We start from the raw sequence: 19,938 nt of genomic DNA, 5'->3' as shown, positions 1-19,938 counted from the left end.
CTTGTCGTAGAAGCCGGTCACTTGTCCTGCTGCATGGTGGCCCACAACCCGGCGGCGTGCAGCCTGCGGACGTCGGCCTCCATCTTGTCGCGCTCGCCGCTGGACACCACTGCCTTGCCCTCGGAGTGCACCTGCATCATCAGCTCGGTCGCCTTGGCTTTGCTGTAACCGAAGAGCTTCTGGAAGATGAACGTCACGTAGTGCATCAGGTTCACCGGGTCGTCCCACACGATGGTCACCCACGGAACGTCCTGAGCCTCGTCCGTCGACCGGGCTGCAGTTTCGGCGGGCACGGCCTGAGGTGAGGCTGCCAGCGTCGGCACCTCGTCGACAATGCCCACGAATTCTTCAGCCGTCGATGAAGCCATGCCAACAGACTACGACGACGGGGGCAACCTGCACACCGTCGCCCCCGCGCCTCGTAAAGTTGACCGGGTGCCTACCGCATCGAATCACGGCCCGGACATAACGGACAGCGTCCGCAGCGCCGCACTCTTCACCGACCAGTACGAGTTCACCATGCTGTCGGCCGCGCTCGCCGACGGCACCGCCGACATTCCGTGCAGCTTCGAAGTGTTCGCTCGCCGTCTTCCGGGCGGAAGACGCTACGGCGTCGTCGCCGGTACCGCCCGCTTCCTCGGCGCGCTCACGCGGTTCCGATTCGACGAGGATGAGCTGGAGGTGCTCGGCACGTTCCTCGACGCTTCCACATTGGAATGGCTGCGCAACTACCGATTCACCGGCCATGTCGACGGCTACCGCGAGGGCGACCTCTACCTTCCGGGGTCACCGATACTGTCGGTCCGCGGCACCTTCGCCGAATGCGTGATCCTGGAAACTCTGGCGCTGTCGATCCTGAACCACGACAGTGCCATCGCCTCCGCCGCTGCGCGCATGGTCAGCTCCGCGGGATCGCGTCACATGATCGAGATGGGATCACGGCGCACTCACGAGGAGGCAGCGGTGGCGTCGTCGCGCGCCGCATACATCGCAGGTTTCGCGGCGACGTCGAATCTCGAAGCGGTCCGACGTCACGGCATTCCCGGAGCTGGTACGTCCGCGCACGCGTTCACCTTGCTCTACAACAACGAGAACGGACCGGACGAGAAGGCAGCGTTCGCTGCACAGGTGCGGGCGCTGGGAGTCTCCACAACCCTGCTCGTCGACACCTACGACATCACCCAGGGCGTAGCCAACGCCATCGAGGTCGCCGGACCCGAGCTGGGCGGAGTCCGCATCGACTCCGGTGACCTCGGCGTGCTCGCCCGGCAAGTGCGCCAGCAACTCGACGACCTCGGCGCGAGGAACACCAAGATCGTCGTCTCCGGCGATCTCGACGAATACGCCATCGCCGCCCTGCGTGCAGAACCCGTGGACTCCTACGGCGTCGGAACCTCACTGGTCACCGGATCCGGCGCACCGACTGCAGGCATGGTCTACAAACTCGTGACCGTCGACGGACGCCCCGTCGCGAAACGCAGCAGCCACAAGGAGTCGCGCGGCGGCGCCAAGTCCGCGGTCCGCACCTCTCGAACCACCGGCACGGCCGTCGAGGAGATCGTGTTCCTGCAAGGCACCACGCCGCCGATCGAGGACGGCCTGGTCGCGACCGAGCTCAGCATTCCGCTGGTGCGCGGCGGCGAGCAGGTGGAGGGACTGGGCAACCTGAACGACGCTCGTGCACTGCTCGCACAACGACTCGTCAGCCTGCCGTGGGAAGGACTCAAGCTGTCGCAGGGCGAGCCCGCGCTGCCGACGCGTTTCCTCTGACTCACATGGGCGCGGCACGCGGGAGCTGTCGGAGGCAGGCAGTAGTCTTCTTCGGTGCCGAAGACCGAACTCCCCACCGTGCCCGCCCTGTTGAAGGTCGCGGTGCACGCTCTCGGGGGCAAGGAAAGAAGCAACCAGCTCACCATGGCGTCGGCTGTGGCGCATTCCATCGACACCGGTCAGCATCTCGCCGTTCAGGCGGGCACCGGCACCGGTAAGTCGCTCGCGTACCTGGTTCCGAGCATCAGGCACGCTGTCGAGTCGGGCCGCACGGTCGTGGTGTCCACGGCAACCATCGCTCTGCAACGTCAGCTCGTGGATCGAGACCTGCCGCGCCTCGCCGACGCACTGACCGGTGCTATCGGCCGACGGCCGAAGTTCGCGATTCTCAAGGGCCGCAACAACTACCTGTGCATGAACAAGATCCACTCCGGTGCGTCGGAGGAGGCGCCGGAAGCCGAACTGTTCGACGCTTTTGCCGTGTCCCGGCTCGGCCGCGAGGTCGTGCGTCTGACCAAGTGGTCGTCGGACACCGAGACCGGTGACCGCGACGACGTCGTACCCGGAGTCAGTGATCAGGCGTGGCGGCAGGTCAGTGTCACCGCCCGCGAATGCCTCGGCAAGTCGCGCTGTCCCGTCGGTGAGGACTGTTTTGCCGAACGGGCTCGCGCGGAAGCCGCGCAGGTGGACGTCGTCGTCACCAATCACGCACTCCTTGCGATCGACGCCATCACCGGTATTCAGATCCTCCCCGAGCACGATGTAGTGGTGATCGACGAGGCTCACGAGCTCGTGGACCGCGTCACCGGCGTTGCCACATCGGAGTTGTCGGCGGCGACGGTCACCGCAGCTGCCCGACGCTGCAGCAAGTTGATCGAAGAGGAGATCGTCGACGCACTCGACGGCGCGGCCGAGAACTGGGGTGCGGTGCTGGACGATCTACCTCCTGGCAGGTGGGCGGCACTTCCCGACGACGTGGCCCCGGCGCTGGCGTCGATCAGGGATTCCGCGTGGGCGGTGCGCACGGCAATCGGACCCCAGAAACCCGGGATGGCGGCAACCGATCCAGAGGCGGCAGCTGCACGCAATGCGGCGCTCGTCGCGGTCGACGAGGTTCACGACAGTGCCGTGCGGGTTCTCGAGGCATTCGACGAGCCCGATCCCGCCAAGCGAAAAGACGTCGTCTGGCATGCCGTCGACGACTTCCGGGGGAACGTCAAACGCACGGTCCGGATGGCACCGCTGTCGGTCGGCGGCCTGTTGCGTTCCCGGCTGTTCGCAGAGTCGACCGTCGTCCTCACGTCGGCGACGCTGACGGTCGGCGGATCCTTCGACGGCCTGGCCGTGAACTGGGGTCTGCCCGCCGAGAACGCGGGTCGAAGCGACACCGCCACCGCGTCCGGCATCGAGCCTCCGTCGGATACAGCGTCGTTCCACTGGAATTCGCTCGACGTCGGATCACCGTTCGACCACGCCAGATCAGGCATTCTCTACGTGGCCGAGCATCTTCCGGCGCCGGGACGCGACGGACTGTCTCCGCTGTACCTCGACGAGATCGAGAAGTTGGTCAGTGCAGCGGGAGGCCGGACGCTCGGCCTGTTCTCCTCGATGCGTGCGGCGAAGGCCGCAGCCGAGGCGATGCGTGAACGGCTGGACACTCCGATCCTGTGTCAGGGTGACGACGCGACCGGGGCTCTGGTGGACAAGTTCGCGGCCGACGAGGCCACGTCACTGTTCGGCACTCTGTCTCTGTGGCAGGGCGTCGACGTGCCGGGCCCGTCGCTGAGCTTGGTCATTCTGGATCGAATCCCGTTTCCGCGGCCCGACGATCCCCTTCTCGTCGCGAGGCAACAGGCCGTTCAATCGCGTGGAGGAAACGGGTTCCTCGCGGTTGCGGCCAATCACGCCGCCCTTCTGCTGGCGCAGGGTGTCGGCCGATTGCTCCGCAGCGTCGACGACCGCGGCGTCGTCGCCATGCTCGATTCGCGGCTGGCGACGGCGCGCTACGGCGGCTACCTGCGTGCCTCACTGCCTCCGTTCTGGGAGACATCGGATCCGGAGGTCGTGCGCAAAGCTCTCACCCGTCTTGCGGGGAAGAGCTAGGACACCGGCATCTTGACCAGGCCGAGCTCGGCGTCGCTCGCGAACAGATCGTGGTGCGGTAGCACTCGCACCGTGTAGCCGACGGCTCCGCTGACCGGTAGCGCGGTGTCGGTCACGAAAACCTCACCGAGCGAGTCGGTTCCGGCATGGCTCATCGCGACGGTTCTGGTATCGGTCAGGTTCTCGTTCTCGTCGACCCGACCGAGCACCGCTTGAACCGACACGTCACCGGCGGACAGACCGCCCAGCCGAACGTAGGCACGCAAGGTCAGCTTGGCGCCGATGACGGGGGTATCCGGCAAGCCTTCGCTGTCGACCTGCACCACTTCCACCGACTGCCACGCAGATTCGACGCGGTTCCGGTAGGCCGCGACATCTTTGGCCCCGGCGTACTCCCCCGCGTCGACTGCACGCGCCGCCTCGGCCGCGGGTGCGTACAGACCGAGGGTGTAATCGCGAACCATGCGCGACGCCAGCACCTTCGGACCCAGATGTTCGAGGGTGTGCCGGACCATCTCGATCCACCGCGTCGGGACCCCGTCGGGGCGATCGTAGAACTTCGGCAGCACGGCTTGTTCCAACAGTTCGTACAGTGCAGCAGCTTCCAGATCGTCACGACGGCTCTCGTCGGCCATCCCGTCCGCCGTCGGGATCGCCCAGCCGTTCTCGCCGTCGTACATCTCGTCCCACCATCCGTCTCGGATGGACAGGTTCAGTCCACCGTTGAGAGCGGACTTCATGCCGGACGTACCGCATGCTTCGAGGGGACGCAGTGGATTGTTCAGCCACACATCGCATCCCCAGTACAGGTAGCGCGCCATCGACATGTCGTAGTCGGGGAGGAACACGATGCGATGCCGCACGTCGGCTTCGTCGGCGAATCGGACGATCTGCTGAATCAGTGCCTTGCCACCGTCGTCGGCGGGATGGGACTTGCCTGCGACCACCAACTGGACGGGACGCTCGGGATCGAGGAGCAGACGCTTGAGACGCTCCGGTTCCCGAAGCATCAACGTCAAGCGCTTGTAGGTCGGTACCCGTCGCGCGAAGCCGACAGTGAGCACATCGGGATCGAACACCGTTGCAGTCCAACCCAGTTCGGCTTCGGTCGATCCACGCTCGAGAGCCGAGCGCCGCACCCGCCGTCGGACCTCGTCGACCAACCGGCCGCGCAGTTCGTTTCTCGTCGACCACAGTCTCGCCGACGGGACGGTGTGCAACTGTTCCCAGCCGCGCGCTTCCTCGAGCGCTTCCGCTCCGACGACCTCGTGCGCCAGATCGAGCCACTCCCGCGCCGCCCAGGTCGGAGCGTGCACTCCGTTGGTGACCGAACCGATCGGCACCTCGGCGCTGTCGAATCCGCGCCACAGGTCGCTGAACATCTCGCGACTGACGATGCCGTGCAACTTCGAAACACCGTTGGCTCGCTGACCGAGACGCAGCCCCATGTGCGCCATGTTGAACACGGACCTGTCGTTCTCCGCGCCCAACGCCAGAATGCGCTCCAGCGGAAGACCAGGGAGCAGCGAGGAGTCGGGCGAGCCGTCCTGGGCACCGAAGTAGTGGCGGACCAGGTCCGCTGGAAAGCGGTCGATGCCTGCGGGGACCGGGGTGTGGGTGGTGAACACCGTTCCCGAACGCACCGATGCCAACGCCGAATCGAAGTCCAATCCCGTCGAGGTGACGAGTTCCCGAATGCGCTCGGCGCCGAGGAAGCCGGCGTGCCCTTCGTTCATGTGGAACACTTCCGGGTCCGGCAGGCCGTATTCGTGCGTGTACGCGCGAACGGCTCGAACACCGCCGATTCCAGCAAGGATCTCCTGTTTGATGCGGTGGTCCTGGTCGCCGCCGTAGAGCCTGTCGGTCACGCCGCGAAGCTCCGGATCGTTGTCCGGGATGTCGGAGTCGAGCAGCAACAGCGGCACCCGACCGACCTGCGCGATCCACACCCGCGCCCGCAACACCCGCGATCCGGGCATCGCGACGTGGATGAGGACGGGAACGCCCGACGAGTCGGCGAGAATACGGAGCGGAAGCCCCTGGGGATCGAGCGAGGGATACCTCTCGGCCTGCCAACCGTCTGCGGTCAGTGACTGACGAAAGTAGCCCGAGCGGTAGAGCAGACCGACGCCGATCAACGGCAGCCCCAGGTCCGACGCCGCCTTGAGGTGGTCGCCGGCGAGGATGCCGAGACCGCCGGAGTAGTTGGGAAGGACCTCGCTGACGCCGAACTCCATCGAGAAGTAAGCAATTCCCGACGGTAGTGACCGTCCAGCCTCCGCGTTCTTCTGATACCAGAGCGGGCGGGCCAGGTATCCGCGTAGATCGGCTGCCAGGTTGTCCAGCTTGTGCGTGAACTCGTCGCTCTCGGCCAGTTCCTCCAGCCGTGACGGCGCGACGGCACCGAGCAACGCGATCGGGTCTCGCTCCGTGCTGGCCCACAGTTGCGGCTCGATTTCCTCGAACAGCTCCTGGGTGGGCGCGTGCCACGACCAGCGGAGGTTTGTCGAGAGTTCCTCGAGGGCATGCAGACGCTCGGGAAGGTGGGCTCGGACAGTGAACCGACGCAAAGCTTTCACGAGCGAAACCCTACCCACCGTCGACCGCGTGGTGCACCGACTTGCCGATCTGTCTCCGACACCGGCGCAGCCAGCGCGACTGCACTACGGTTGACACCGAGCACGCCGACAGCGAAGTGACCCGGGCTCTCGCCTCACCGCGAGGAGTCCTCGAAGCGAAGAACGGAGCGTGAAGTGACAGGTCGACTCGGTATCGACAATGTCCTTCCAGACACATCTACCGGGAAGTATCCCGCGAAAGCGGTGGTGGGCGAGGCTTTTCCGGTGTCGGCCGACGTGTGGCGCGAAGGCCATGACGCCGTCGCGGCGACGCTGGCCGTGCGTGGTCCTGGACTGCGTACACCGCTGCGCATCACCATGACGCCCGGGCGCGAACCCGACACGTTCGACGCGATCTTCACTCCTACTGCTCCCGGGTACTGGATCTGCAGGATCGAGGCGTGGAGCGACCCGGTCGCGACCTGGCGCCACGCGGTCGAGGCCAAACTCGGAGTCGGGCAGAGCGCCGCGGAACTCGCGAACGATCTCGAGATCGGCGCCCGGTTGTTCGAACGCGCTGCCGACGGTGTCCCCGCCGAGGATCGCGCTCTGCTGAAGGACGTCGTCGTCGCCCTGCGGGACACCGATCGCCAGTTGCCTGCTCGCGTGTCCCCGGCGTTCGCGTCCGCTGTCTCCGCGTTGCTGCACGAACATCCGCTGCGTGAACTGGTGACTCGGTCCAACGGCATCAACATCTGGGTCGATCGAGCGCGCGCGTTGAACGGCGCCTGGTACGAGTTCTTCCCGCGGTCGACTGGTGGATGGAACGACGACGGCAGTCCGCGTCACGGCACGTTCGCCACATCGACCGAGCAGCTCCCCCGCGTCGCCCGGATGGGCTTCGACGTGGTGTACCTGCCCCCGATCCATCCGATCGGAACGATCAACCGCAAGGGCCCGAACAACACTCTGACCCCGGGGCCGGACGACGTGGGCTCGCCGTGGGCGATCGGCTCGAAGGACGGCGGACACGACGCCATCCATCCGGAGCTGGGCACGGAAGCCGATTTTCGCGCCTTCGTCGACGCCGCCCATGCGCTCGATCTGGAGATAGCACTCGATCTGGCTCTGCAAGCCGCCCCGGATCATCCGTGGGCGCAGAACCACCCGGAGTGGTTCACCGTCCTTCCCGACGGCACCATCGCGTACGCAGAGAATCCCCCGAAGAAGTACCAGGACATCTATCCGGTCAACTTCGACAACGACCGACGAGGAATCTACGACGAGGTCCTTCGGGTCGTTCGATACTGGGTGTCGTTGGGAGTCAAGATCTTCCGGGTCGACAATCCGCACACCAAGCCACCGGACTTCTGGGAATGGCTGATCGCGGAAGTCAAGAAGACGCACCCCGAGGTCCTCTTTCTGGCCGAGGCCTTCACCCGTCCCGCACGCATGTACGGGTTGGCGATGCGCGGGTTCACGCAGTCCTACACGTATTTCACGTGGCGAACAGCCAAGTGGGAGCTCACCGAATTCGCCGAGGAGCATGCTCGTCGGGCCGACGATGCGCGTCCCAACCTGTTCGTCAACACCCCGGACATCCTGCACGAGAGTCTGCAGCACGGCGGTCCCGGAGTGTTCGCGCTGCGCGCCGCTCTGGCCGCGACGATGTCTCCGACGTGGGGCGTGTACTCGGGATACGAACTGTACGAGCATCAGGCGGTACGGCCGGGAAGCGAGGAATACCTCGATTCCGAGAAGTATCAGCTTCGTCCACGCGACTTCGACGGTGCGTTGGCGCGCGGCGAGTCCCTCGAACCGTGGCTCGCCACGCTCAACTCCATCCGACGCGCACATCCCGCTCTGCAGCAGCTGCGCAACATTCACTTCCACAACGTGGACAACGACGCACTCATCGCGTACTCGAAGTTCGATCCGAGCACCGGGGATTCGGTGCTCGTGGTGATCAATCTCGACCCGTTCGGATCGGAGGAGGGCACGATCTGGCTGGACATGCCGCAGATCGGGCTCGACTGGCACGACACGCTGACGGTCACCGACGAGGTGACCGGTCAGCAGTTCCATTGGGGTCAGGCCAATTTCGTGAAGTTGGAGCCGTGGAAGGCAGTCGCGCACATCCTTGCGCTTCCGCCCATTCCGTATCCGGCGCGTCTCGACTTGGCCTACCGCGGCAACCGGAAGTGAGTCGAACACCTTGAGCGAGAACCAGAGCACCACCGACACGGCAGCACCCAGCGCCAACGACCTGGAGTTGTTGGCGAAGGGCACGCACTACAACCCACACTCGGTGCTCGGAGCGCACCCCGCACCGGGCGGGACCGCGATCCGCGCTCTGAAGCCGAACGCGGATTCCGTCGTCGCGCGGATCGGTGGTACCGACTACCCGCTGACACACGTCGCGCACGGCGTGTTCTCGGGCCTGGTCCCGTTCGAGGATCTGATGGACTACCGGCTGGTCACGACGTGGCCGGGCGGGCATGTCTCGGTGGCCGCCGACGGTTATCGGTTCCTGCCGACCCTGGGCGAACTGGATCTGCATCTGTTCGGCGAGGGACGGCACGAAAGGCTCTGGGACATCCTGGGAGCCCATCGACAGAACTACACCACTCCCGACGGCGACGTCAGTGGTGTGTCGTTCGCGGTGTGGGCCCCAGCCGCGTCCGGGGTCACCGTCATCGGCGACTTCGACGGCTGGAGCGGTCGCAGCTTTCCGATGCGCGCTCTCGGGTCCACCGGCGTCTGGGAACTGTTCGTCCCGGACCTGCAGCCGGGTGCGATCTACAAGTACCGCATCCACGGCTCGGACGGAGTCACCCGGGACAAGGCCGACCCGATGGCGTTCGCCACCGAGATTCCGCCTGCCACCGCGTCGGTCGTCTCGAGCTCGGAGTTCGAGTGGACGGACGACGCCTGGCTCGACACCCGTGCCGGGATCGAGCCCACCGCCGCACCGATGAGTGTCTACGAAGTACACCTGGCGTCGTGGCGTCAGGGCCTCGGTTATCGCGAAGTCGCGCATCAGCTCGCGGACTACGTCATCGAGACCGGCTTCACGCACGTCGAACTGCTTCCCGTGGCGGAACATCCGTTCGGTGGGTCGTGGGGTTACCAGGTCACGTCGTACTACGCCCCGACGTCCCGTTTCGGCAGCCCCGACGATTTCCGCTACTTCGTCGATCACCTGCACGAGCGAGGCATCGGCGTCATCGTCGACTGGGTGCCCGCGCATTTCCCCAAGGACGAATGGGCGCTGGCGCGGTTCGACGGGGGCCCGCTGTACGAGCACGGTGACCCCAAGCGCGGTGAGCAGCTCGACTGGGGCACATTGGTTTTCGATTTCGGCCGACGCGAGGTCCGCAACTTCCTCGTCGCGAACGCCTTGTTCTGGCTCGACGAGTTTCACATCGACGGACTCCGCGTCGACGCCGTCGCGTCGATGCTCTACCTGGACTACTCGCGCCCCGAGGGCGGGTGGACCCCCAACATTCACGGTGGCCGCGAGAATCTCGAAGCGGTCTCGTTCCTGCAGGAGATGAACGCGACCGTACACAAGAAGTTCCAGGGAGTCGTGACCGTCGCCGAGGAGTCGACGGCCTGGCCGGGCGTCACTCGTCCGACGAATGTCGGCGGCCTGGGCTTCAACATGAAGTGGAACATGGGGTGGATGCACGACACGCTCGGTTTCCTCGGGCGTGATCCGATCCATCGGACGTACCACCACCACGAGATCACGTTCTCTCTCGTCTATGCGTGGAGCGAGAACTACCTGCTGCCGATCAGCCACGACGAAGTGGTGCACGGCAAAGGCACGTTGTGGACGCGTATGCCCGGCGACGATCACGCGAAGGCGGCCGGTCTGCGCGGAATGCTGGCCTACATGTGGGCGCACCCGGGCAAGCAACTGCTGTTCATGGGTCAGGAGTTCGGCCAGATTCGTGAATGGTCGGAGGAACGTGGACTCGACTGGTTCCACCTCGACGACGACGGTCTCCACCGTGGAGTCCTCAACCTGGTCACCGACCTGAACGCAACGTATCGGCAGCACTCGGCGCTGTGGACCTTGGACACCTCCCCCAGCGGCTACTCCTGGATCGACGCGAACGACACCGAGAACAACGTGTTGAGTTTTCTGCGTTACGGATCCGACGGGTCGGTGGTGGCGTGCATCTTCAACTTCTCAGGAGTCGTACGCGGCGACTATCGTGTCGGACTACCGGAACTGGGACGTTGGAGCGAGATCCTCAACACGGATGCCACCTCGTACGGCGGAAGCGGTGTCGGCAATCTCGGAGAAGTGACGGCAACTTCGCACTCATGGCATGGCCGACCCGCGTCCGCGCAGGTCGCGCTCCCCGCCAATGGAGCGATCTGGATCAAACTGGAGCGATAGATGAGTCGCGGTCGTACCCGACGCACACTGTGGATGACCGCACTGATCGCAGCGTCGGCTCTGCTCGCGTCGTGCGCGCAGAGCGTCGACGGCCGCGCCGTGTCGATCTACGACAACCCGTTCACCGTGGCGGGTCTTCCTGTCACCGACGGTCCCAGTGGTCCGCGCCCCGGCATGACGAACTCGACTCTGCAGGTGACGGGCTCGGAGGGTACCGACTCCGACGTCATCGCGACCAACGCGATCGAGGACATCCAGCGGTACTGGACGCAGACGTACCCCGAGTTGTTCAAGACGCAGTTCACTCCCGTGTCGGAGCTGATCTCGTGGGATGCGAGCGAGGAGGAAGGTCAGGGAGCACGTTTCTGTGGTTTCCGGACCGGCGGTATCCCCAACGCTGCGTATTGCATGAAAGACGACACGATCGGCTGGGACAGAACGATCCTGTTGCCTGCGCTGATCGACGCCTTCGGCCCCATGGCCGTGGTCATGGTCATCGCCCACGAATACGGCCATTCGATTCAGCACCAGTCCGGTCTGGTCGGAGAGGACACTCCGACCATCGTTGCCGAGCAGCAGGCCGACTGTTTCGCGGGTGCATTCATCCGGCATGTCGCCGAGGACGAGTCGCCGCACTTCACCATCAACACCTCCGACGGGCTGAACGGCGTGCTCGCGGCGACGGTCGCGGTGCGCGACGTCGACCCCAACGACCCGGATTCGGTGCACGGTTCGGCGTTCGAGCGAGTCACTGCTGTACAGCTCGGTTTCACCGACGGCGCGTCTGCGTGCGTCGCCATCGACGAGGCGGAGATCGATTCGCGCCGAGCGGATCTACCACAGAAATTCTCCGACGCCGACGACGACGGTGAACTGCCGGTGACCGAGGAAACGCTGCAAGCTTTCGTGCGGTCCTTCGAAAGCCTTCTTGCACTTCCGAATCCCCCGACGGTGTCCTACGACGGCACCGACACCGACTGCCCGGAAGGAACGTCGACCGAGCCGGTGTCGTACTGCGCATCGAGCAACACCATCGGCGTGGACGTTCCAGCGCTCGCCAAGCTCGGAACCGCCGAGCGGCCACAGCGCGGTGACGTCATCCCTCTGAACGTCTCCGGCGATTACAGCGCCTATGTGCTCTTCGCTTCCCGCTACACGCTTGCGGTCCAGAACGCGGCAGGCCAGCCGCTCGACAACCCCCAGACCGCGCTGCGCTCGGCATGCCTGTCCGGAGTGATCACCGCCGGGTTGAGTTCGGAGAACCCGGAGGCCACCGACCTCGAAGTGTGGTTGTCCCCCGGCGACCTCGACGAGGCCGTGTCCGGTCTCCTCAGTGACGGATTGACGGCAAGCGACATCAACGGCGTCACCCTCCCGAGCGGCTTCTCGCGTGTCGACGCGTTCCGCTCGGGAGTTCTCTACGGCCAGGACACCTGCAACGCCCGCTACCGCTGAGGCTGAAACAGCCCAGTTCAGGACGATCCGGTCAGTACAGCGCGGACGCAAGCTTCCTGCGCGCGGCGACAACAACGGGGTCGGCGGCGTCGAACAGCTCGAACAGTTCGAGCAACCGGGTCCGCAACTGCGTTCTCTCGTCACCCGCGGTCCGCTTGATGCCGTCGATGAGACGACCGAAGGCTGCCTCTGGATTCTGCTGCGACAGTTCGACGTCGGCAGCCTCGATCCGTGCCGCGACATCGGCAGGGTCGGCGTCGGCCTTCGCCACAGCATCGGCGTCGACGTTCTGCACCCGCGCCAGGAACTTGACCTGCCGCAGCGCAGCTTTGGCGTCGGCGTTCGCAGGCTCGGCAGCGATGATGTCCTCGTACGCCGCGATGGCCTTGTCGAAATCGCCGTCGTCGAGGGCCTCTTCGGCCGCCACGAGCCTCGGGTCTTCCGGCTCCGGCTCGTCCTCGACCGGCTCTGCTCCAGGAGGCCCCGTGAGCTTGCCTGCCGTGGCCTGTTCGATCGCTTCGATCCACTTCCGAAGCTGATCCTCCGGCTGCGATCCCTGGAAGTCAGCGAGGGGCTGGCCACCCGCGACAGCAACGACGGTGGGGATCGCCTGCACCCCGAATGCCTGCGCGATCTGCGGGTTGGTATCCACGTCGACGCGAGCATGGATCCACCGGCCACCGGCCTCCAGAGCCAACTGCCCGAGCAGACGAGTGAGCGAAACAGACTGCGGCGACCGCGCAGAACCCAGATCGACGATGACCGGCACCTGAGACGACCGGCGTAGAACCTCGTCTTCGAAAGTGGCGGTCGTCACGTCGACGATCGGAGGCAAGCCACCTTCGGCGACCTCACCAGCCGCCGCAGGTGGCGGCGCCGGACGGTCTTTCAGGGCGGACAGATCCACTGCACCGGCGATGGATGCCGGAACAGCTGCTGGCGGACGGGCTGACGAGCGAGAACCGGGACGAGTCACGCTCTACAGTTTGTCATCTCATCCGCCCGCCCACTACCGCGAAGGTGCGTCACCCCCGACCAGCCCGGGTCATTCCGCAGGCTCCACTCCCGACCACCCCGGTCATTCCGCAGGCTCCACTCCCGCCCACCCCGGTCATTCCGCAGGCTCCACTCCTACGAGACGGTCGAGCCCTTACCGAGACCGACGCCCGGTCCACTGAGCTCTGCAAGCTTTCCTGTCCGCGCTGCCCAGATCTCGAAGACGACCGTGCCGAACGGCGGGATGCTGGCCAGGGCAGCGAGGAGGGTCGTGACGACGTTCCATCGCAGCTTCACCGCAGTGACGACCGTCACGATCAGGTAAAGGACGAAAACAGCGCCGTGGATGGGTCCGAAGATCTTGACGCCGATCTCGTTGCCGTCGGCCGGGATGTACTTGAACGCCATTCCGATCAGCAGACCGAGCCACGTGAGGGCCTCCAGGACTGCAACGAAACGGAAGCGCTTGGCGGTCGTGCTCAGGTCGAAGAAGTTCACCATGGAAGACCATTGTGCCCGAACTACTACGACACAGCGTAGTGGCTCTGATCTCACCCGTAAGTCTTGACCAGAGCCACCATGCTGTGGGCTTACTTTCTCTTTACTTCTTCGGCACCCGAATGATCAGCGCGTCGCCTTGTCCGCCTCCGCCGCACAGTGCAGCTGCGCCGACACCACCGCCGCGACGCTGCAGTTCCAGAGCGAGGTGCAGAGCGATACGCGCACCGGACATCCCCAGAGGATGCCCGATGGAGATAGCACCACCGTTGACGTTGACCTTGCTCTCGTCGATCCCCAGTTCACGCGTCGAGGCGATACCGACCGCCGCGAACGCCTCGTTGATCTCGATCAGATCCAGATCCTTCGGATCGATCCCTTCCTTCGCGCAGGCTTTGACGATCGCCCGCGCCGGCTGCGACTGCAGCGACGAATCCGGCCCGGCAACCACACCGTGCGCACCGATCTCCGCGATCCACTCCAGCCCCAAGCTCTCGGCCTTGGCCTTGCTCATCACGATCACCGCGGCAGCACCGTCGTTGATCGTCGAGGCATTACCTGCGGTGATGGTGCCGGTCTTCGAGAACGCCGGCCGCAGCTTGGCCAGAGTGTCGGCGGTGGTGTCGGCACGGATGCCCTCGTCCTGGGAGAACACGATCGGATCACCCTTGCGCTGCGGGATCTCCACCGGCACGACCTCGTCGTCGAACACGCCGTTCTTCCACGCCGTCGCCGCACGCTGATGCGACGCCGCCGCGAACGCGTCCTGCTCCTCCCGGGTGGACGCGACCGCACCCTCGTTACGCGATTCGGTGAGCCCGCCCATCGCCTGATCGGTGAAGATGTCGTACAACCCGTCGTAGGCGAGGTGATCCTTCATCGTCACATCGCCGTACTTGAACCCCGCACGCGACTTCTCGAGCATGTGCGGTGCCTGCGTCATCGACTCCTGACCACCGGCGACGACGACCTCGAACTCCCCCGCCCGGATCAGCTGATCGGCCAACGCGATCGCATCGACACCCGACAGGCACACCTTGTTGATCGTCAACGCCGGAACATCCATCGGAATCCCCGCCGCGACCGCAGCCTGCCGAGCCGGGATCTGACCCGCACCGGCCGTGAGAACCTGCCCCATGATGACGTACTCGACAAGCTCGGGAGCGACACCCGACTTCTCCAACGCACCCTTGATCGCGATCCCGCCGAGATCCGAACCCGAGAAATCCTTCAGTGCTCCGGACAACCGACCAACCGGGGTCCTGGCCCCAGCGACGATGACGGACGTGGTCACGATGTTCCTCCAACCGTATGCGACGAAGTTATTCGCCATTTACTTTGACAGCCCCGGTGAGCGTTGCCAAGCAACCACCGCTACCGTCGACTCTATGACCACCGACACTCGACCGTCCACGGGACTCCCACTTCCATCAGACCTCGTCACGGCAATCGACCACGTCGGTATCGCCGTCCCCGATCTCGATGCAGCCATCGCCTGGTACGCAGAGCATCTCGGCATGGTCTCGACCCACGAAGAGGTCAACGAAAGCCAGGGAGTTCGCGAAGCGATGTTGTCTTTCCCCGGCGCCTCGGACGGGTCGACGGCGTTGCAGCTCCTCGCACCGCTCGACGAGAACTCGACGATCGCCAAGTTCATCGATCGCAACGGCCCGGGCTTACAGCAGCTCGCTTATCGCGTCACGGACATCGGCCGGATCTCGACGGAGTTGCGTGCGCGCGGCGTCCGACTGCTCTACGACGAGCCGCGCCGAGGAACTGCGGACTCGAAAATCAACTTCGTTCATCCCAAAGATGCAGGCGGAGTCCTCATCGAACTCGTAGAACCGACAAGGCGTCCGATTCATTGACCCATCGTCTGGCTCTCAACCCTACGCACCGGTAAATTGACCGCCATGGCCACAGAGCAAGAGCGCACCGGTGTGCAACTTCCCTTCTCCCTCGTCCGAAAGGGATTCGACCGCGACGAAGTCACGAACTATTTCGAAAGGTTCGACGCCGAACTGCGGCTGACGACCGCTGATCGTGATGCCGCGGCTGCACAGGCCCGCGACCTGGCCAAGCAACTCGACGACGCCCGAGACGAGATCGACGAACTCCGCAAGGACATCGATCGCCTGTCGGTACCGCCGACCACCGCTGAAGGTATGAGCGACCGCATCTCTCGCATGCTTCGTCTTGCTTCGGACGAGGCCTCGGAGGTCAGGGCCAAGGCACATGCCGAAGCGGAGGAAATGGTCTCGGTCGCCGAACAGGAGAGCGCTCGTCTTCGTGGCCGTCACGAGTCGCTGGTAGCCGAGCTCGAAGAACGTAGGTCCGCACTCGAGACCGAGCACGAACAAACGATGGCTCAGGCTCGAACGGAGGCAGCGCGAGTCGTCGAAGCCGCGCAGGCCGAGCGCGACCAGCTCGCTGCGGAGTCCGAAGCCAAGCGCGCCAAGGTGCAGGAGGACTTCGAGATCACGATGGCGGACCGCCGCACGAAGATCCTCGCCGCACTGGAGGATCTCGAAAGCTCCAGCAAGGCCGATGCTGCGCATCGCATCGAAGAGGCTACGACGGAAGCCACGCGTCGACTCCAGGCCGCCACCGAGCAGAGCGAACGGCGCATTGCGCATTCGAAGGAACTCGCCGAGGAACTGCGCGTCCTCCGGAGCCGAGTTCTGGCTCAGCTCTTGGGCATTCGCGGACAACTCGATTCGGTCCCCGCGATGCTCGCGTCCGTCAACCGCGAAAGCGAGCTTCTGGACTCCCCCGAGGCGATCGCACTCGGCAAGGACGACGAGTCGTCCGACAAGTCCGACGACAAGGACAAGGCCGAAGCCTCTTCCTGACGGATGCGTGCGGCGCTGGTTACGACCAGCGCCGCGTCAAGCCGCGAGTCGCCCTCCCCGACCAGCAGCCGGAATGCCAGTGCCGCCGATTGTCCGGGCCGCCGAGCTCGGCAGCCGGCCACGCCACGACGTGCGACACCCCAGGTCTGATCTCGTGATCGCAGCCCGGGCATCGGTAGGTCTTCGTCGCCCGATTTCCGGGGACGGTGCGCGTCGTGAACTCCTCGTCGGACCAGCCCGACGGACCACTCTCGATCCGGGCGCCACCCATCAGCGAATCGGGACGCGAATCACGCGAACCGTTGGTTCTACGGTTCGCTTTCCTGTCGTGATTACGCCGAGGCACGGTCTCGATTGTAGAAGAAGCCGTCAGAACAGCCGAAACTCCGTGCTTTCGGTTCCACGGAGAACGTCGTAGTCCAGGGTCAGGCAACGGATTCCGCGATCTGTCGCCAACGTCCGCGCCTGCGGTTTGATGATCTGCGCGGCGAAAACTCCACTGACCGGCGCCAGCACCGGATCACGGTTCAGCAGCTCGAGGTAGCGGGTGAGCTGTTCGACGCCGTCGATTTCACCGCGGCGCTTGATCTCGACCGCAACCGTTCCACCGTCGGCGTTGCGACACAGCAGATCCACTGGGCCGATGGCCGTCATGTACTCGCGGCGAACCAACGTGTAACCCTCACCGAGAGTCTCCACGTGTTCAGCCAACAGTTCCTGAAGATGCGACTCGACGCCATCCTTGACGAGACCGGGATCGACGCCGAGCTCGTGGCTCGAATCGAGTTCGACGTCCTCGATCGTGATGCGCAGTTCCTCGCCGGCCTTGTTCGTCACGACCCACTTGATGGTGTCGTCCTCAGTGGATTCGACAGTCCAGCACGGTGGGCTCATCCAGTTCAACGGCTTGTACGCGCGGTCATCGGCGTGAATACTCACGGACCCGTCGGACTTGACGAGAAGTAGCCTCCTAGCAGGAGGAAGATGAGCGGTAAGACGACCGACGTAGTCCACTTGGCACCGAGCAATTACGAGACGCACTTGCCCACCCTAAGCCAAACCGAACGCTAGTCTGTGACCACCATGCCGCAATTCAGACGATCCGCCGCACCGCTCGGATCACGCCTACTCGGCGACACGTCCGAGTCCCCCAGACGCCGTCGCGTCCGCGTCCAGATACTGCTGACGATTTTCCTGCTGGGGTCCAATCTCATCGGTGCCGTCATCGTGGGTGCACTGGTGAGTGTCGTGGTGCCGGGGCCTGATGTTCTGGTTCCGAAGTACTGGTGGGTCAATTACATCGTCATCCCGGTATACGTCGGTTTGGCGTTCATCGTCGGTGTTCTCTGGGGTACTACGCGCGCCGTACGGGCGTTGCGGTGGGCCATCGAGGACCGGAAGCCGACGCGTAAGGAACAGGTCAACACCCTGTCCATGCCGTGGCAGCTCACCCGCGTTCAGATCCTGTTGTGGACAGTTGGGCTCGTCCTGATCACCACGATCGACGGCATCATCGATCCGCAGTCGATTCCCAAGGTGGCGTTCACGATCGGTGCCGGTGGAACCGTCGTCTGTGCGTTCAGTTATCTCCTCAGCGAGTTCGCACTGCGCCCAGCAGCGGCACGCGCGCTCGAGGCCGGCGATCCACGACGCATTCGGATCGCCGGTGTGATGGGACGGTCGATTCTGTCCTGGATCCTGGGGACAGGCGTACCTGTCGCTGGCCTCATGATCATTGCAATCTTCAGCTTCATTCGGCCGTACCAGACGGACGCGGACAGAATGGCTGTCGCGATTCTGGCGCTCGGCGGCATCACCCTGGTCTTCGGTTTCTTCCTGACTCTCTTGGGTGGTTTCGCCACCACCGCACCCATCAGCAATGTGAGATCGGGAATGGCGGAGCTCGAGCGCGGCAACTCGGACGTGCACCTTGCCGTGTACGACGGCACCGAGCTCGGCGAACTTCAGAGCGGCTTCAATCGCATGGCCGACGGCATCCGCGAACGAGAGAAAATTCGGGATCTGTTCGGCCGCCACGTCGGACACGAAGTTGCCGAAGCTGCACTGAGCAAGAATCCAGAACTCGGCGGCGAAGAACGAGACATTGCTGTCTTCTTCATCGATCTGGTCGGTTCCACGGAGATCGCGTCTTCGCGTCCGCCCGCCGAAGTCGTCGCTCTACTCAATCGTTTCTTCGCCGTGGTGGTCGACGAGGTCGACGAGCACGGCGGCTTCATCAACAAGTTCGAGGGTGACGCCGCCTTGGCCATCTTCGGAGCTCCCGGCGATATGGAAGACCACTGTGGCGCTGCCCTTGCCGCCGCACGGAAGATCAGTACACGGCTCCGCGACGAGGTACCCGAGTGCAGCGCAGCCGTCGGCGTCGCCTCCGGACGCGCGGTCGCCGGCAACGTCGGTGCGAAGTCACGCTTCGAGTACACGGTCATCGGCGATCCGGTCAACGAAGCCGCCCGCCTGTCGGACCTGGCCAAGAACGCACCCGGCGCCATCCTTGCCTCGAAGATCACGGTAGAGGGCGCATCCGATCCCGAAAGCTCGTGCTGGAAGTTCGGAGACAGCGTCACCCTCCGAGGCCGATCCGCAGAAACCGTCCTCGCCTCCCCCACTGCCTGACATTCAGCCCCGGGGGCAGGGGGCAGGGGGCCAACCCATGCCAACCAACGCGTGCGCGGGTCAGTCCTGGCGCAGATGCTCGCCGTTGTGTCAGGTGCACGGCCAGGTGCTGGCACCTGGGTGAGCGTCTGGCTCGTGGGTGTGCGTCTGTGTCTCTGCCCGGCGGAGATGGGTGGATTCACCCTCCTGTTGTGCGTGTGGAGGGGGTGTCAGCGCACATTCGGGGGGTGTCTTTGCGGTGGGTGTGTGCTCGACCGGTGTCGACCGGTGTCCGAGGGGGTCTGCACGGTGGAGTGTTTTTTGTTGGGGAATGCAGAACACCCCCGAACCGTGTGGTTCGGGGGTGTTCTGGAAAATGTGTTCGGCGGTGTCCTACTCTCCCACACCCTGTCGGGTGCAGTACCATCGGCGCTGGAGGGCTTAGCTTCCGGGTTCGGAATGGGACCGGGCGTTTCCCCTCCGCTATGGCCGCCGTAACTCTGCGAAACAGTGTCACGAACGAACCGAAGTCGGAGACACACACACTGTGTGTGTTCGTTCTTGGTTCTCATGCAGTTGTGTACCTGAAATACAACTTTCGTGTGTTGTTTCAGATATTGCACAGTGGACGCGTAGCTTCTTTGTGGTAAGTCCTCGGCCTATTAGTACCAGTCACCTGCAT

Annotated in this window: 15 protein-coding genes and 1 rRNA gene; 8 read left to right on the top strand and 8 right to left on the bottom strand. The window is 64.5% G+C overall.

The genetic code is table 11. From position 1 onward, the window contains the following. Positions 1-17 precede the first annotated feature (17 nt). Complete coding sequence (gene clpS / locus ACFULT_RS16370) at positions 18-368, bottom strand: ATP-dependent Clp protease adapter ClpS (protein ID WP_176460057.1); 351 nt, start codon at positions 366-368, stop codon at positions 18-20. On the opposite strand from clpS, the gene ACFULT_RS16365 reads away from it, so the two are divergent. Continuing rightward, the gene (locus ACFULT_RS16365) at positions 334-1,770 is read left to right on the top strand and encodes a nicotinate phosphoribosyltransferase (protein ID WP_378481924.1); all 1,437 of its coding nucleotides are present in this window, start codon (positions 334-336) and stop codon (positions 1,768-1,770) included. The genes clpS and ACFULT_RS16365 overlap by 35 nt on opposite strands. Before the next feature lie 54 nt (positions 1,771-1,824). Then, the gene (locus tag ACFULT_RS16360) at positions 1,825-3,873 is read left to right on the top strand and encodes an ATP-dependent DNA helicase (RefSeq protein WP_378481923.1); all 2,049 of its coding nucleotides are present in this window, start codon (positions 1,825-1,827) and stop codon (positions 3,871-3,873) included. Here the strand turns inward: ACFULT_RS16360 and glgP are convergent. Beyond that, positions 3,870-6,452 carry an alpha-glucan family phosphorylase gene (glgP, locus tag ACFULT_RS16355; protein WP_378481922.1) on the bottom strand — a complete coding sequence of 861 codons (2,583 nt, stop codon included), beginning with the start codon at positions 6,450-6,452 and terminating at the stop codon, positions 3,870-3,872. The two genes, ACFULT_RS16360 and glgP, sit on opposite strands and share 4 nt — an antisense overlap. Before the next feature lie 174 nt (positions 6,453-6,626). Between glgP and ACFULT_RS16350 the strand changes: the two genes are divergently transcribed. From ACFULT_RS16350 to ACFULT_RS16340, 3 genes are read left to right on the top strand one after another with little or no spacing between them, the layout of a single operon-like run. Next, the gene (locus tag ACFULT_RS16350; RefSeq protein ID WP_378481921.1) at positions 6,627-8,636 is read left to right on the top strand and encodes a maltotransferase domain-containing protein; all 2,010 of its coding nucleotides are present in this window, start codon (positions 6,627-6,629) and stop codon (positions 8,634-8,636) included. A 10-nt stretch (positions 8,637-8,646) separates the two neighbouring features. Beyond that, positions 8,647-10,842, top strand: coding sequence for a 1,4-alpha-glucan branching protein GlgB (glgB, locus tag ACFULT_RS16345; RefSeq protein ID WP_094721201.1), 2,196 nt, complete (start codon positions 8,647-8,649; stop codon positions 10,840-10,842). Next, positions 10,843-12,297 carry a neutral zinc metallopeptidase gene (locus tag ACFULT_RS16340; protein WP_378481920.1) on the top strand — a complete coding sequence of 485 codons (1,455 nt, stop codon included), beginning with the start codon at positions 10,843-10,845 and terminating at the stop codon, positions 12,295-12,297. 31 nt (positions 12,298-12,328) lie between these two features. Here the strand turns inward: ACFULT_RS16340 and ACFULT_RS16335 are convergent, their stop codons facing one another. The 3 genes from ACFULT_RS16335 to ACFULT_RS16325 all read right to left on the bottom strand — a co-directional run bounded on the left by ACFULT_RS16335 (position 12,329) and on the right by ACFULT_RS16325 (position 15,085). Beyond that, positions 12,329-13,216: a co-chaperone YbbN gene (locus ACFULT_RS16335; protein WP_378482056.1), complete on the bottom strand. Its 888-nt coding sequence runs from the start codon at positions 13,214-13,216 to the stop codon at positions 12,329-12,331. Between the two features lie 212 nt (positions 13,217-13,428). Beyond that, the gene (locus tag ACFULT_RS16330; RefSeq protein WP_378481919.1) at positions 13,429-13,794 is read right to left on the bottom strand and encodes a DUF3817 domain-containing protein; all 366 of its coding nucleotides are present in this window, start codon (positions 13,792-13,794) and stop codon (positions 13,429-13,431) included. Positions 13,795-13,894: 100 nt separating this feature from the next. Next, on the bottom strand, positions 13,895-15,085 hold the full coding sequence (locus ACFULT_RS16325) for an acetyl-CoA C-acetyltransferase (RefSeq protein WP_176460056.1): 1,191 nt from the start codon (positions 15,083-15,085) through the stop codon (positions 13,895-13,897). 94 nt (positions 15,086-15,179) lie between these two features. Here ACFULT_RS16325 and mce point away from each other — a divergent pair, with 94 nt between their 5' ends. Beyond that, complete coding sequence (gene mce / locus ACFULT_RS16320; RefSeq protein WP_378481918.1) at positions 15,180-15,659, top strand: methylmalonyl-CoA epimerase; 480 nt, start codon at positions 15,180-15,182, stop codon at positions 15,657-15,659. A gap of 45 nt (positions 15,660-15,704) precedes the next feature. Continuing rightward, the gene (locus tag ACFULT_RS16315; protein ID WP_037110961.1) at positions 15,705-16,643 is read left to right on the top strand and encodes a hypothetical protein; all 939 of its coding nucleotides are present in this window, start codon (positions 15,705-15,707) and stop codon (positions 16,641-16,643) included. Between the two features lie 19 nt (positions 16,644-16,662). Here the strand turns inward: ACFULT_RS16315 and ACFULT_RS16310 are convergent, their stop codons facing one another. Both ACFULT_RS16310 and nucS read right to left on the bottom strand, forming a co-directional pair. Continuing rightward, entirely contained in the window at positions 16,663-16,989 is a 327-nt protein-coding gene (locus ACFULT_RS16310) for an ATP/GTP-binding protein (RefSeq protein WP_378481917.1), read from the bottom strand. Positions 16,990-17,012: 23 nt separating this feature from the next. Further along, entirely contained in the window at positions 17,013-17,684 is a 672-nt protein-coding gene (gene nucS / locus ACFULT_RS16305) for an endonuclease NucS (protein WP_026347768.1), read from the bottom strand. A 42-nt stretch (positions 17,685-17,726) separates the two neighbouring features. On the opposite strand from nucS, the gene ACFULT_RS16300 reads away from it, so the two are divergent. Next, the gene (locus ACFULT_RS16300; RefSeq protein ID WP_037110963.1) at positions 17,727-19,277 is read left to right on the top strand and encodes an adenylate/guanylate cyclase domain-containing protein; all 1,551 of its coding nucleotides are present in this window, start codon (positions 17,727-17,729) and stop codon (positions 19,275-19,277) included. A 359-nt stretch (positions 19,278-19,636) separates the two neighbouring features. Here the strand turns inward: ACFULT_RS16300 and rrf are convergent. Beyond that, positions 19,637-19,753 (bottom strand): 5S ribosomal RNA (gene rrf / locus ACFULT_RS16295). Positions 19,754-19,938: the final 185 nt, after the last annotated feature.

The sequence above is a fragment of the Rhodococcus sp. NPDC057297 genome (genome assembly GCF_042667435.1).
Classification (GTDB): Bacteria; Actinomycetota; Actinomycetes; order Mycobacteriales; family Mycobacteriaceae; genus Rhodococcoides.
The sequence above is the reverse complement of the archived record's forward strand: the minus strand, read 5'-3'. Positions and strand labels throughout refer to the sequence as shown.